General features: G+C 63.5%; 12 protein-coding genes. 9 read left to right on the top strand and 3 right to left on the bottom strand.

The features are described from left to right. Window positions 1–150 precede the first annotated feature (150 nt). From JN756_RS01140 to JN756_RS01100, 9 genes are all read left to right on the top strand, one after another. On the top strand, window positions 151–1,392 hold the full coding sequence (locus tag JN756_RS01140) for an SfnB family sulfur acquisition oxidoreductase (protein ID WP_201021715.1): 1,242 nt from the start codon (window positions 151–153) through the stop codon (window positions 1,390–1,392). A gap of 41 nt (window positions 1,393–1,433) precedes the next feature. Beyond that, window positions 1,434–2,627: an SfnB family sulfur acquisition oxidoreductase gene (locus tag JN756_RS01135; RefSeq protein WP_201021714.1), complete on the top strand. Its 1,194-nt coding sequence runs from the start codon at window positions 1,434–1,436 to the stop codon at window positions 2,625–2,627. After that, entirely contained in the window at window positions 2,628–3,989 is a 1,362-nt protein-coding gene (locus JN756_RS01130) for an LLM class flavin-dependent oxidoreductase (RefSeq protein ID WP_201021713.1), read from the top strand. Between the two features lie 110 nt (window positions 3,990–4,099). Continuing rightward, window positions 4,100–4,909, top strand: a complete 810-nt coding sequence (locus JN756_RS01125) for a MetQ/NlpA family ABC transporter substrate-binding protein (protein WP_102617773.1) — start codon at window positions 4,100–4,102, stop codon at window positions 4,907–4,909. A 2-nt stretch (window positions 4,910–4,911) separates the two neighbouring features. After that, the gene (locus tag JN756_RS01120) at window positions 4,912–6,027 is read left to right on the top strand and encodes a methionine ABC transporter ATP-binding protein (protein ID WP_201021712.1); all 1,116 of its coding nucleotides are present in this window, start codon (window positions 4,912–4,914) and stop codon (window positions 6,025–6,027) included. Further along, window positions 6,017–6,661: a methionine ABC transporter permease gene (locus JN756_RS01115; RefSeq protein WP_010214125.1), complete on the top strand. Its 645-nt coding sequence runs from the start codon at window positions 6,017–6,019 to the stop codon at window positions 6,659–6,661. Before JN756_RS01120 ends, JN756_RS01115 begins: the two co-directional genes overlap by 11 nt. Before the next feature lie 99 nt (window positions 6,662–6,760). Continuing rightward, a complete protein-coding gene (locus JN756_RS01110; RefSeq protein ID WP_201021711.1) occupies window positions 6,761–6,958 on the top strand; it encodes a hypothetical protein in 198 nt (65 codons plus the stop codon). A gap of 194 nt (window positions 6,959–7,152) precedes the next feature. After that, the gene (locus JN756_RS01105) at window positions 7,153–7,350 is read left to right on the top strand and encodes a hypothetical protein (protein ID WP_156180012.1); all 198 of its coding nucleotides are present in this window, start codon (window positions 7,153–7,155) and stop codon (window positions 7,348–7,350) included. A gap of 630 nt (window positions 7,351–7,980) precedes the next feature. Continuing rightward, window positions 7,981–8,607: a class I SAM-dependent methyltransferase gene (locus JN756_RS01100; RefSeq protein WP_046385066.1), complete on the top strand. Its 627-nt coding sequence runs from the start codon at window positions 7,981–7,983 to the stop codon at window positions 8,605–8,607. A gap of 57 nt (window positions 8,608–8,664) precedes the next feature. Here JN756_RS01100 and JN756_RS01095 read toward each other — a convergent pair whose 3' ends face one another. Genes JN756_RS01095 through JN756_RS01085 form a run of 3 tightly spaced genes read right to left on the bottom strand, consistent with a single transcriptional unit; the run spans window position 8,665 to window position 13,897 of the window. After that, window positions 8,665–11,730, bottom strand: coding sequence for an efflux RND transporter permease subunit (locus tag JN756_RS01095; RefSeq protein ID WP_201021710.1), 3,066 nt, complete (start codon window positions 11,728–11,730; stop codon window positions 8,665–8,667). Further along, complete coding sequence (locus JN756_RS01090) at window positions 11,727–12,797, bottom strand: efflux RND transporter periplasmic adaptor subunit (protein WP_201021709.1); 1,071 nt, start codon at window positions 12,795–12,797, stop codon at window positions 11,727–11,729. Before JN756_RS01090 ends, JN756_RS01095 begins: the two co-directional genes overlap by 4 nt. Next, entirely contained in the window at window positions 12,794–13,897 is a 1,104-nt protein-coding gene (locus JN756_RS01085) for an efflux RND transporter periplasmic adaptor subunit (RefSeq protein ID WP_126587724.1), read from the bottom strand. The genes JN756_RS01090 and JN756_RS01085 overlap by 4 nt, the downstream gene beginning before the upstream one ends. Window positions 13,898–13,951 lie beyond the last annotated feature (54 nt).

Here is a 13,951-nt window from a genome sequence, read left to right as displayed (position 1 = left end):
TAAATATTTAACACGTTTAGGGTATATAAACCGGACCACCGGACATTCCTGATTGTTTTGTTTCCATTTCATTGAATGCGAGGTCGGTATGGTCAGAATTACCCCGGTGCAGAACGCCAGGGCATTACGTGCAGCCAAGGAGCGGCGCTGATGTCTAACTTGGCTCTAACCCCCCCCCAGAGTGATCTGGACGTCGCCCCCCTGCTGTTGCCGGCCGTTGTGCTGCGCAACGATGCCCAAGCGCTGAGCGCGGCCCATGAGTTGGCCCAGGCCGCGCGCGTACAGGCCGCCAAGCGCGACCAGCAGCGCAAGCTGCCCTGGGCGCAGATCGAGCAATTCACCCGCAGTGGTCTGGGCAGTATTTCCATTCCCCGCGAGTACGGCGGCCCGCAGGTGTCGTTCACCACCCTGGCCGAAGTCTTCGCGATCATCAGCGCGGCCGACCCGGCCCTCGGGCAGATCCCGCAGAACCATTTCGGCATCCTGCACCTGCTGCAGGGCGCCGCCACCGAGCGCCAGAAAAAACAGCTGTTCCAGAGCGTGCTCGACGGCTGGCGCATCGGTAACGGCGGCCCGGAGCGCGGCACCAAAAACACCCTGGAGCTCAAGGCGCGGATCAGCGCCGAAGGCGACGGTTACGTGATCAGCGGCCAGAAGTTCTACTCCACCGGCGCCCTGTTCGCCCATTGGGTCGCGGTGAAGGCGCTGAACGACGACGGCAAGCAGGTCATGGCATTTGTGCGCCGTGGCACGCAAGGACTGCGCATCGTCGACGACTGGTCCGGCTTCGGCCAACGCACCACCGCCAGCGGCACCGTGCTGCTCGACCGGGTGCCGGTGGACGCAGAGCTGGTGGTCGAAAACTGGCGCCTCGGCCAAAGCCCGAATATCCAGGGCGCGGTCTCGCAATTGATCCAGGCAGCCATCGATGCCGGCATTGCCCGTGGCGCGCTGGATGACACCATTGCGTTCGTCCGCGAGCGCTCACGCCCGTGGATCGACGCCAAGGTCGAACGCGCCAGCGATGACCTGTATGTGATCGCCGACATCGGCAAATTGAAGATCGAACTGCACGCCGCCGAAGCCCTGCTGCGCAAGGCCGGCCAGGTGCTGGACCAGGTCAGCGCCGCGCCGATCACCGCGCAGTCCGCCGCACGCGCCTCGATTGCCGTGGCCGAGGCCAAGGTGTTGACCACCGAAGTGTCGCTGCTGGCCAGCGAAAAACTCTTCGAACTGGCCGGCAGCCGCGCCACCCTCGCCGAATTCAACCTCGACCGCCACTGGCGCAATGCCCGGGTCCACACCCTGCACGACCCGGTGCGCTGGAAGTATCACGCGGTGGGCGCTTATCGCCTGAACGGCGCATTGCCGGCTCGTCACTCCTGGATCTAACCGCCCAGAACACTTTTTCCACGCGCTTCTGGAGAACACCGATGACTTTATCTACCCACGTCGCGCTCATCACCAGCGACGAACAAGCCCTGATTGTCGCCAGCGACCTGGCTGAAGACCTGCGCCGCGACAGCGCCCAGCGCGACCGCGAGCGCCGCCTGCCGCTGCCCGAACTGGACGTATTTTCGCGCTCCGGCCTGTGGGGCATCAGCGTGCCGAAAGCCTATGGCGGCGCTGGCGTGTCCAACGTCACCCTGGCCAAGGTCATCGCGCTGATCGCCCAGGCCGACGCCTCGCTGGGCCAGATCCCGCAAAACCATTTCTACGCCCTCGAAGTGCTGCGCGTGAACGGCAGCCCCGCGCAGCAACAACGCCTGTACGCCGAGGTGCTGGCCGGCCAGCGCTTCGGCAACGCCCTGGCGGAACTGGGCACCAAGACCGCCCACGACCGCGTGACCCGCCTCACCCGCGACGGCGACGGTTTTCGGATCAACGGCCGCAAGTTCTACGCCACCGGCGCGATCTACGCGCAACGTATCCCGACCTCCGTGGTGGACGAAAACGGCATCCAGCACCTGGCCTTCGTGCCCCGCGACAGCGCGGGCCTGACGGTGATCGACGACTGGAGCGGCTTCGGCCAGCGCACCACCGGCAGCGGTTCGGTGGTGTTCGACAACGTGCGGGGCGCAGCGCACGACGTGCTCCCGTTCCAGAGCGCCTTCGAACGCCCGACCACCGTCGGCCCGCTGGCGCAGATCCTCCACGCCGCCATCGACACCGGCATCGCCCGCGCCGCCTTCGAGGACGCGCTGCACTTTGTACGCACCAAGACCCGCCCGTGGATCGACTCCGGCAGCGACAAGGCCAGCGAAGACCCGCTGACGCTGAAGAGCTTCGGCCACTTGAGCATTCGCCTGCACGCCGCCGAAGCCTTGCTGGAGCGCGCGGGCGAGTTTCTCGACCGCGCCCAGGCCGACAGCCACGCCGAGACCGTGGCCGCCGCCTCGATCGCGGTCGCCGAAGCACGCGCCCTGAGTACCGAAATTTCCCTGGCGGCCGGCAGCACCCTGTTCGAACTGGCCGGCAGCCAGGCGACCCTGGCCGAGCACGGCCTCGATCGCCACTGGCGCAACGCCCGCGTGCATACCCTGCACGACCCGGTGCGCTGGAAGTACCACGCCGTGGGTAATTACTACCTCAACGATGAAAAACCGCCACTGCGGGGGACCATCTGAATGGCGAAGAAAAAAATCCTGCTCAATGCCTTCAACATGAACTGCATCGGGCATATCAATCACGGCTTGTGGACGCACCCGCGGGACACGTCCACCCAGTACAAAACCCTCGAGTATTGGACCGACCTGGCGCGAACCCTGGAGCGCGGGCTGTTCGACGGGTTGTTCATTGCCGATATCGTCGGCGTCTACGACGTGTACCAGGACGCCATCGACGTGCCGCTCAAAGAGTCGATCCAACTGCCGGTCAACGACCCGTTGCTGCTGCTCTCGGCCATGGCCGCCGTGACCCAACACCTCGGTTTCGGCCTGACCGCCAACCTGACCTACGAGCCGCCGTATCTGTTCGCCCGGCGCATGTCCACCCTCGACCACCTGAGCCGTGGTCGGGTCGGCTGGAACATCGTCACCGGCTACCTCGACAGCGCCGCCAAGGCCATGGGCCTGACCGAACAGGTCGAACATGACCGACGCTACGACCAGGCCGATGAGTATCTGCAGGTGCTCTACAAGCTCTGGGAAGGCAGTTGGGAAGACGACGCCGTGCTCAACGATCCGCAGGCGCGGGTGTATGCGCAGCCGGGCAAGGTGCACAAAGTCGAGCACCACGGTGAGTTCTACCAGGTGGAGGGTTATCACCTGTGCGAACCGTCGCCGCAACGCACACCGCTGCTGTTCCAGGCTGGCACTTCGGCGCGTGGCCTGGTGTTCGCCGGGCGGCATGCCGAGTGCGTGTTCATCAGCGGGCGGGACAAGGCCAGCACCCGGCTCCAGGTGGACAAGGTGCGCGCCAGCGCCGTGGCGGCCGGGCGCAACCCGCACGACATCAAGGTGTTCATGGGCCTCAACGTGATCATTGGCGCCACTGAGGAACTGGCCTGGGCCAAGCATGCCGAGTACCTGAGCTATGCCAGCGCGGAAGCCGGCGTGGCGCATTTCTCGGCGTCCACGGCGATCGATTTTTCCCAGTACGCCCTCGACGAACCGATCCAGTACGTGAAGAGCAACGCGATCCAGTCCGCCACCCAGCACCTGCAGAACAACGATTGGACCCGCCGCAAATTACTCGAGCAGCACGCCCTCGGCGGGCGCTACATCACCGTGGTCGGCTCGCCCGAGCAAGTGGCGGACGAGCTGGAATCCTGGGTCGCTGAAACCGGGCTGGATGGCTTCAACCTCACGCGCATCGTCACCCCGGAAAGCTATGTGGACTTCATCGACCTGGTGGTGCCGGAGTTGCAGCGGCGTGGGTCGTACAAGACCGCTTACGACACTGGAACGCTGCGGGAAAAAGTCTTCCACGGCGGCGCCCGCTTACCCGAACAACACACCGGCTCCACCTACCGCCACGGCCCCCTGTAGGAGCGAGCTCGCTCGCGAAGATCGTCAACGATGACGCGGGGCCTCTGATACCCCGCAGCGCCCTCAAGTTTTTCGCGAGCAAGCTCGCTCCTACACATTGGAAACTACCTATGAAAAAGACCCTGCTCTCTCACCCAGTCAAAGCCCTGGCCCTGGCCTTCGGGCTGTTCAGTTCGACGCTGTTCGCCGCCGACGCGCCGCTGAAAGTCGGCACCACCGCGGCCTTCGCGATTCCCCTGGAAGCCGCCGTGGCCGAGGCCGGCAAGCAAGGCTTGAACGTCGAACTGGTGGAATTCACCGACTGGATCGCGCCCAACGTCAGCCTGGCCGCCGGCGATATCGACGTGAACTACTTCCAGCACATCCCCTTCCTGGAAAACGCCAAGGCCGCCGCCGGGTTTGATCTGGTGCCGTATGCGCCGGGCATCATCAACAACGTCGGGCTGTATTCGAAAAAATACAAAAGCTTCAACGAGCTGCCCCAAGGCGCCAGCGTGGCGATTGCCAACGACCCGATCAACAGCGGGCGCGGCCTGCAACTGTTGGCCAAGGCGGGGCTGATCACGCTCAAGCCGGGCGTGGGTTACAAGGCCACCGAAGAAGACATCATCGCCAACCCGAAGCAGCTCAAGATCCTGCAAGTCGAGGCCGTGCAGTTGGTGCGCGCCTATGACGATGCGGATCTGGTGCAGGGTTATCCGGCGTATATCCGCCTGTCCAAGACCTTCGATGCCGAGTCGGCGCTGCTGTTCGACGGCCTCGACCACCCGGAATACGTGATCCAGTTCGTGATCCAGCCGAAAGCCAAAACCGACCCGCGGGTGATCAAGTTCGTCGACCTCTACCAGCACTCGCCGGTGGTGCGCGCCGCCCTGGATAAATCCCTCGGCAAGCTCTACCAAGTCGGCTGGGAAGGTTGAACATGACGGCCGCCAACATCCAACTGCGCGACCTGGGCACACCACCCAGGAACGCCGAGCAGACTGAACTGCATCCGCACCTCAACCGCGCCCATGTGCGCTTTATCAACCTGGGCAAGACCTATGACGGCACGGTACACGCGCTGCAAGGCATCGACCTGGCCATCCAGCGCGGCGAAGTGTTCGGCATCATCGGCCGCAGCGGCGCCGGCAAGTCGTCGCTGATCCGCACCATCAACCGCCTGGAACAACCCAGCAGCGGGCGCGTGCTGATCGATCAGGTCGACATCGGCGCGTTCGACGAAGACCGCCTGGTGGCACTGCGGCGGCGCATCGGCATGATCTTCCAGCACTTCAACCTGATGTCGGCCAAGACCGTGTGGCAGAACGTCGAGTTGCCGCTCAAAGTCGCCGGCGTCCCCAAGTTGCAGCGCGAGCAGAAAGTGCGTGAACTGCTGGAGCTGGTGGGCCTGAAGGACAAGCACAAGGCCTACCCGGCGCAACTCTCCGGCGGGCAGAAACAGCGCGTGGGCATCGCCCGTTCGCTGGTCCACGACCCAGAGATTCTGCTGTGCGACGAGGCCACCTCGGCCCTCGACCCGGAGACCACCCAATCGATCCTCGGCCTGCTGCGCGAGATCAACCAACGGCTGGGCCTGACCATCGTGTTGATCACCCATGAGATGGCGGTGATTCGCGAGATCTGCGACCGCGTGGTGGTGCTCGAACACGGGCGCATCGTCGAGCAAGGCCCGGTGTGGGAAGTATTCGGCAACCCGCGGCACGAGGTCAGCCGAACCCTGCTGGCGCCGCTGCAACACGGCCTGGCGGAAGAACTGCAAAGCCGCCTGCAACCCACGCCGGCCTCGGCTGACGCCGCGCTGGTACTGCGCTTGCAGTTCACCGGCAGCGCCACCGATGAACCCGACCTGGCCGCGCTGTTCGGCGCCCTCGGCGGGCGCGTGCGCTTGCTGCAAGGCGGCGTGGAACGGATTCAGGGGCATGCCCTGGGGCAATTGCTGCTGGCGGTGAATGGCTCGCCCCATGACCCCGACACACTGCGCAACCGCGCCGGGCATTGGGCACAACAGGTGGAGGTGTTGGGTTATGTGGTTTGATCGTTTAGTGCAGGGCGCCATCGACACGCTGTTGATGGTCGGCGTGTCGTCGCTGATCGCGTTGCTGGTGGGGATTCCGCTGGCGGTGTTCCTGGTCACCAGCGACAAGGGCGGCATCTACCAGGCTCCGGCGCTGAACCGGGTGCTGGGGGCGTTCGTCAATCTGTTCCGCTCGATTCCGTTTCTGATCCTGATGGTGGCGCTGATCCCGTTCACCCGGCTGATCGTCGGCACCACCTACGGCGTGTGGGCGGCGGTAGTGCCGCTGACCATCGCCGCGACGCCGTTCTTTGCGCGCATCGCCGAAGTGAGCCTGCGCGAAGTCGACCACGGCTTGATCGAAGCCGCACAAGCCATGGGCTGCCGGCGCTGGCACATCATCTGGCACGTACTGTTGCCCGAAGCGCTACCGGGGATCGTCGGCGGGTTCACCATCACCCTGGTGACCATGATCAACTCGTCAGCCATGGCTGGGGCGATTGGTGCAGGTGGGTTGGGGGATATTGCCTACCGCTATGGTTATCAGCGCTTTGATACGCAGATCATGCTCACGGTGATTGTGCTGCTGGTGCTGCTGGTGGCGGTGATTCAGCTGGGCGGAGACCGCTTGGCGCGGGGGCTGAACAAGCGCTGAGCACTCGTTTGTACCTGTCAAGGTTGACAGTTGTTGGAGGGGGTTTACGCGGGTTTAATCGGCTCGACACTGTCTGCGACGGATCAGGGAGCGAATACCATGTCCACTATAACCACCTGCGCCAGGTGCGCCACGCTGGTGTTGGCACTGGCCGCCGTCACGCTTGGCGATGCAGCGGCAATTCCGCTTCACGGGCAATATTCAACAACTACCGTTAACAACTCCTTCACGTTCAACAAAGGAGGGATCTTTAACTGGAGTAATAATGTGTTTACACAGAAGCTCCAATACAAATAGACACTGACTGACATGTAGTGTGAGTGGACTTCCACCCTCACCCTTACTCATCACTGTGATTAATTCACAAAGCGCGGGGGCTGAACACGCGCTGAGCACTCGTTTGGACCTGTCAAGGTCGACAGTTGTTGGAGGGGGTTTATGCAGCTTTAATCGGCTCGACACCGTCTGCGACGAATCAGGGAGCGAATACCATGTCTACTATAACCACCTGCGCCAGGTGCGCGACGCTGGTGTTGGCGCTGGCTGCCGTCACGCTTGGCGATGCAGCGGCAACTCCGCTTCACGGGCAATATTCAACAACTACCGTTAACAACTCCTTCGCATTCAACAAAGGAACGATCTTTAACTGGAAAGCTAGCACTTTCTATAGATCGCTTGTCCAATACTGACGTTACTTCAGGGCACGCCTTTACGCGCATGAACCATATCGCCACGGGCCTCGACGGTCACGGCCTGGTAATACAAGCCCCCTCCCACATTTTCAACTGCCCTGCTTCGGTTCGCGAATCTTGTACCAAGCCACATACAGCGTCAGCGGCATGGCGATGATGACCCCGTCAATCATCGCGTAGGCCATCGTTGGGTCGGGATCGGTTGGCGCGCTGAGCACTCGTTTGGACCTGTCAAGGTTGACAGTTGTTGGAGGGGGGTTATGCAGGTTTAATCGGCTCGACACCGTTTGCGACGAATCAAGGAGCGAATACCATGTCTACTATAACCACCTGCGCCAGGTGCGCGACGCTGGTGTTGGCGCTGGCTGCCGTCACGCTTGGCGATGCAGCGGCAACTCCGCTTCACCGGCAAAATTCAACAACTACCGTTAACAACATCCCCCAACCCAAATACAGTTACATCTTGATGACCTCTTTACGGAGTCTACAAATCCTATCCAATGAGTCGTACTACTCCGTAAATTTCACTGATTAATTCAAGCGCAGTCATCAAATGAAGAGCCGTCTCAGGGGGCAGTCAACTGGACATGGGATATAGTCAGCACTTCACCTCCAAAGCGCCTCCCCATGAAACTCGCCCCCGACGACCTCAACCAGATCACCGCCACCACCCTCGACCACTACAACAGCGTGGCCGAGGACTTCCGTGAAGGCACCCGCGATCACGATGTGAGCCAGAACATCGACGCGCTGCTGCGGCATATCCAGGGCGCGGCGCCGTTTACCGTGCTGGACTTCGGCTGCGGGCCGGGGCGGGATTTGCAGACCTTTACGCGCATGGGCCACATCGCCGTGGGCCTCGACGGCTCCGAGCGCTTTGCGCAGATGGCGCGCGAAGACAGCGGCTGCGAGGTGCTGCAGCAGGACTTCTTGAAGCTGGACCTACCCAACGCACGCTTCGACGGGATCTTTGCCAATGCGGTGCTGTTTCACATTCCCAAGCAGGAACTGCCGCGTGTGCTCAAGCAGCTGCATGGCGCGCTGAAACCGGGCGGGGTGTTGTTCAGTTCCAATCCACGCGGTGACAACCGCGAAGGCTGGAATGGGCCGCGATATGGGTCTTATCACGACTTGGAAGCGTGGCAATCGTTGCTGACCGCCGCCGGTTTTGTGGAACTGGAGCACTACTATCGCCCAGCCGGACTACCCCGCGAGCAGCAGCCCTGGTTGGCCAGCGTCTGGCGCAAAACCTGAATAACCGCCTGACGATACATTCCAAATGTGGGAGGGGGCTTGCTCCCTCCCACATTTTTAACCGCGCTCTTCCTGATGTTCCGGCTTCGGCTCGCGAATCTTGTACCAGGCCACATACAGCGCCGGCAGGAACAACAGCGTCAGCAGCGTGGCAATGATGATCCCGCCGATCATCGCGTAGGCCATCGGCCCCCAGAACACTTCCCGCGCAATCGGGATCATGCCCAGGCTCGCCGCAGCCGCCGTCAGCAGGATCGGCCGGCGCCGGTGTTCGGTGGCTTGCACCACCGCATCCCACGGCGTGTAGCCGGCCAGTTCATATTCCTCGATTTGCGTCACCAGGATCACCGAGTTGCGGATGATGATGCCGATCAGCGCCAGAATGCCAAGGATCGCCACGAAGCCCATGGGCGTGCCGGTGGGGACCAGCGCCAGCACCACGCCGATCAGCCCCAGCGGCGCGACGCTGGCCACCAGGAACATCTTCTGCACGCTGTGCAGTTGGATCATCAGGAAGGTCGCCATCAAAAACAGCATCAACGGCACCACGCTGGCAATCGGGCCCTGGGCCTTGCTGCTTTCTTCCACGGTGCCGCCGGTGGCGACCTTGTAGCCCACCGGCAGGCCGGCGTTGAACGCATCGATCTCGGGCTTGAGCTGCTTGACCAGATCGGTCGGCTGCATCGCGTCGCGCACCGCCACCTTGAGGGTGATGGTCGGCTTGCGGTCGCGGCGCCACACCAGCGGTTGCTCCAGCTCATAACGCACAGTGGCGAAAGCCAGCAGCGGAATCGAGACGCCGTTGGGCGTGACGATCTGCAGGTTCTGCAAGGTTTCCGGCGTGCCGCGCTCGGCATCTTCGGCGCGGCCGACCACGTCGATCAGGTAGATATCGTCATGCACCTGAGTCACCGACGCGCCGCTGACCACGCTGTTCATCAACTGCGCCACGTCTTCGGAAGACAAGCCCAACTGCCGCGCCTTGTCCTGGGCAATCTCGATGCGCAGGACTTTGCCCGGTTCGTTCCAGTCGTAAATGATCTCGCCCAGGTGGCGGTTCTTGTCCAGCAAGGTCGCCAGTTCGATCGCGTGCTTGCGCACCTGGTCAGTGTCTTTGCCGGAGACGCGGTACTGGATCGGCCGCCCCACCGGCGGGCCCATCTCCAGCGGCTGCACAAAGCTGCCGACGCCGACGAAATCCTCACGCAGGCGTTTTTGCAGGCGCGCGATCAATTCGCCGCGCGCCTTCAGGCCCTTGCTGACGATTACCAACTGCGCGTAGTAGGGGTTTTCCAGTTGTTGGTCGAGGGGCAGGTAGAAACGGATCGCGCCCTGGCCGATGTAAGTGCTCCAGCGCTCGATATCCGGGTCGTCCTTGATGATCGCTTCGAGGCGGTCGACGGCTTTACGGGTTTCGTTGATCGAGGCGTTTTGCGGCAGGTTGAGGTCGACGAGGATCTCCGGGCGGTCCGACGACGGGAAGAACTGGTTCTGCACAAACTGCATGGAAAACACCGACGCCGCGAACAGCGCCACGGTGATGCCGATGGCCCACCAGCGGTTGCGCATCGCCCACAGCATGCCGCCATTGAAAGCGCGACCGATGCGCCCCGGTTCGGCACTGTGGGGTTTCACGTTGGCGCTGAGGATATGCACGCCGATCACCGGCGCAAACAGCACCGCCACCACCCACGACACCAGCATCGCCACGGCAATCACCGCGAACAGGGTGAAGGTGTACTCGCCCGCCGAACTGGCGTTGAGGCCGATCGGCACAAACCCGGCCACGGTCACCAGGGTGCCGGTGAGCATCGGGAACGCGGTGGAGGTGTAGGCGTAGGTCGCCGCCTGCGCCTTGGTTTCGCCTTTTTCCAGGCGCGTGATCATCATCTCCACGGTGATCATCGCGTCGTCCACCAGCAAGCCGAGCGCGATGATCAGCGCCCCCAAGGACACGCGCTGCATGGTGATGCCGGTGTATTCCATGAACACGAACACCAGCGCCAGTACCAGCGGGATCGAGCACGCCACCACCAGCCCGGCACGCAGGCCGAGGCTGATAAAGCTCACCACCAGCACGATGATCACCGCTTCGAACAGCGCGCTGGTGAAGCCGCCGACGGCCTCTTGCACCACTTCCGCCTGGTCGGAGACCTTGTAGACGCCGACCCCCACCGGCAGGTCGGCGGTCAGTTCGTCCATTCGCGTGTGCAGGGCCTCGCCGAACGACTGGATATTGCCGCCCTTCTGCATCGCGATCGCCAAACCGATCGCCGGCTTGCCGTTGAAACGGAACATTGGCGTCGCCGGGTCAACGTAGCCACGGCTGATGTCGGCGACGTCCGCCAGGCGATAGAAGCGGTCGTTGAGGCGCAGGTTGACGTTGGCCAGGTCTTTTTCCGAGGCGAACTGCCCGGACGTCCGCACGGAAATGCGCTCCGGCCCGGCTTCGATCACCCCGGCCGGGGTCACTGCGTTCTGCGCCTGCAGGCTCTGCACCACCTGGCGTTGGTCGATCCCCAGGGCCGCGAGTTTGCGCGTGGAGAAATTCAGGTAAATCACTTCGTCCTGCTGGCCGATCAGCTCGACCTTGCCCAGGCCCGGCACCGCACGGATCTCGGCGCGCGCCTGCTCCACGTAGTCGCGCAGCTGGCGCATCGACAGGCCGTCGCCGGTAAAGGCGTACACCGAGCCGAACACGTCACCGAACTCATCGTTGAACGACGGCCCCTGCAAGCCCTGGGGGAAGCTGCCGCGAATATCGTCGATCTTCTTGCGCACCTGGTACCAGATCTCGGGGATCGCCTTGGCGCTGGTGGTGTCCTTGAGGTACACGAACACCGTGGACTCACCGGGCCGGGTGTAGCTGTTCACGTAGTCGAGGGCGTCGAGTTCCTCGAGTTTTTTCTCGATGCGGTCGGTCACCTGTTTGAGCGTTTCTTCCTGGGTCGCGCCCGGCCAGCGGGTCTGGATCACCATGGTTTTGATGGTGAACGAAGGGTCTTCCTCGCGGCCCAGGTTCTTGTAGGAAAACACGCCCATCAGCAGCGCGACGAACATCAGGTACCAGACGAAGGACTGATGCTTGAGGGCCCATTCGGATAAGTTGAAACTCCCTTTCATCGCGGGCTGTCCTCGTCGATCTTGACTGTTTGCCCCGGTTGCAGGCTGTTCACACCGGCGACGATGATGCGCTCACCGGGCTTGACCCCGCCGTTGAGCAAAACGCTGTCGGCGTCACGACTGAGTACCGTGACTTCACGCGGCTGCACGGTCCGGCTTTGGGTGTCCAGCAGCCAGATCCGCGTTTTGCCGTCGATTTGCTGCAAGGCGCTCAACGGCAGTTCGATGCGCGGTGGGATGGCCGAGCTCAAGGTCACGCTGATCGCCGTACCCAGCAGAAAGGCCGCCGGCGTGTCGGCCAGGGTCAGGCGCGCGCGACGGGTGCGCGTGGCGCTCTGGGCCTGGGGCTCGATTTCGCGCACGGTGGCGGTGGTGTTCACGCTGGGGTCGAGTTGCCCGGCGACGAGGAACACCACATCAGACGGCAGACGCTCGGCGAGGCCGGCGGGCAGGTCGATCACCGCCTCCTTGATGTCCGGGCGCGCCAGGGTCACCACTTGCTGGCCCGCGCTGACCACCTGGCCGGCCTCGGCGTTCCAGGCGGTAACGATGCCGCCATGGTCGGTACGCAATCGGGCGTAGTTGAGCTGGTCCTTGGCCTGGTTGACCGAGGCCTGCGCCTGGTCGAGGCTGGCCTGGGTGGTTTTCAGGTCGGTCTGGGCCACGTCCAACTGGGCCTGGGCGCCGACGCCACGGTTGAACAACGCCTGCTGGCGACGGGCGCTGGCCTGGGCGTTGATGAACTGCGCCTGCACGCGGGCGAGGTCACCTTGGACCGCGCGCAGTTGGTTCTGCTGGTCGGTGGGGTCGAGTACGGCAAGTACCGCGCCCTTCTCCACCTCGGCGCCGACATCCACAGTGCGGTGGGCGATGCGCCCGGGCACGCGGAACCCCAGGTTGCTTTCGTAGCGCGCCTGGATGGTGCCGGCGAAACGGCCGAGGGTTTCCTGGTCTTCGGCTTTCACTTCCATGGACAACACCGGGCGCACGGGCTCGGGTGGCGGGTCGTTCTTGGAGCAGGCCAGCAGCAACAGGCTGGCGGCGAGCAGGCCGGTCAGGCGCATCATGGTTGCACTCCTTGGGCCTGGGCCGAGTCGGGCGGCTGGGCGACTTCGACGCGCATGCCGGGGTGCAGCAATTGCCCGCCGGCCACCACGACTTTTTCACCGCCCTGCAGACCGTCGCTGATGATCACCTTGCCGGTGAGGTAACGCGCCACACTGACCTTGCGCAGCTGCGCCAGGCCGTCGCCATCCACCAGCCACACGGCGGGGTCGCTGAGGTCTTTGGTCAGCGCCGACCATGGCAGCTCGATGCTGGGCTTGGCCGGGCCGTTGGCGGTAGCGCTGACCACCGAGCCCAGATGCATGCCCGCGGGCAGGGCCTCCAGAGCGATTTTGACTTGCACCGTGCCGGTATTGGCAGCGACGGCCGGGGTAACTTCGCGGACGTGGCCCTGGACCTTGATACTGGGGTTATCCAACAGGCTCACCGTGATCGGCGCATCGGCCGGCGGTTCCACCAGCAACGACTCGTACACGTCGAATACCGCGTCGCGCTCGCCCTCGCGGGCCAGGCTGAAGATCGGCACGGTGGCCTGCACCACCTGGCCCACTTCAGCCTGGCGCGCAGTAATCACCCCGGGGGCCTCGGCGAACAGCGCGGTGTAGCCCAGTTGCTCGCGGGCATTGGCCAGTTGCGCCTGGGCGGCGGCCAGGGCGCTTTGGCTGCTGCGCAACGCGGCCTGGGCAGTGTCGTATTCGCTGCGGCTGGTGTAGCCCTTGGGCAGGAGTTTTTCCTGGCGCACGAACGCGGCGGCGGTCTGCTTGACCCGCGCCTGCTCGGCCACGACCTGGGCCTGGGCGGAGTCGACATTGCTCTGCAAGTCCTTGGGGTCGAGCTTGGCCAGCACTTGCTTGGCGCTGACATGGTCGCCCACATCGACCATGCGCTGAATGATCTTGCCCCCCACGCGAAAAGACAGATCGGTTTGCACCCGCGCCTGGATATCGCCGGTCAGCGTAACGGCCACCGCGTAGTCCGTCGGCTGCACGGCCTGCACGAACACCCGCGCATGCTGCTTGGGCTCGGCTTTTTCCTGGCCGCAGCCGCTCAGCAGCGCCAACAGGCCAAGTGCGAAAATAACTGTCGAAGGGTGACCGCCCATGCAGGCTCCTTTACGTGATGCCAACTTGCCGGAGTGTAGGCGACTACGACCTTT

The sequence above is a fragment of the Pseudomonas sp. Y39-6 genome, from assembly GCF_023651955.1.
In the GTDB taxonomy this organism is placed as follows: Bacteria; Pseudomonadota; Gammaproteobacteria; order Pseudomonadales; family Pseudomonadaceae; genus Aquipseudomonas; species Aquipseudomonas veronii.
This window is presented reverse-complemented; position numbering and strand designations above follow the sequence as displayed.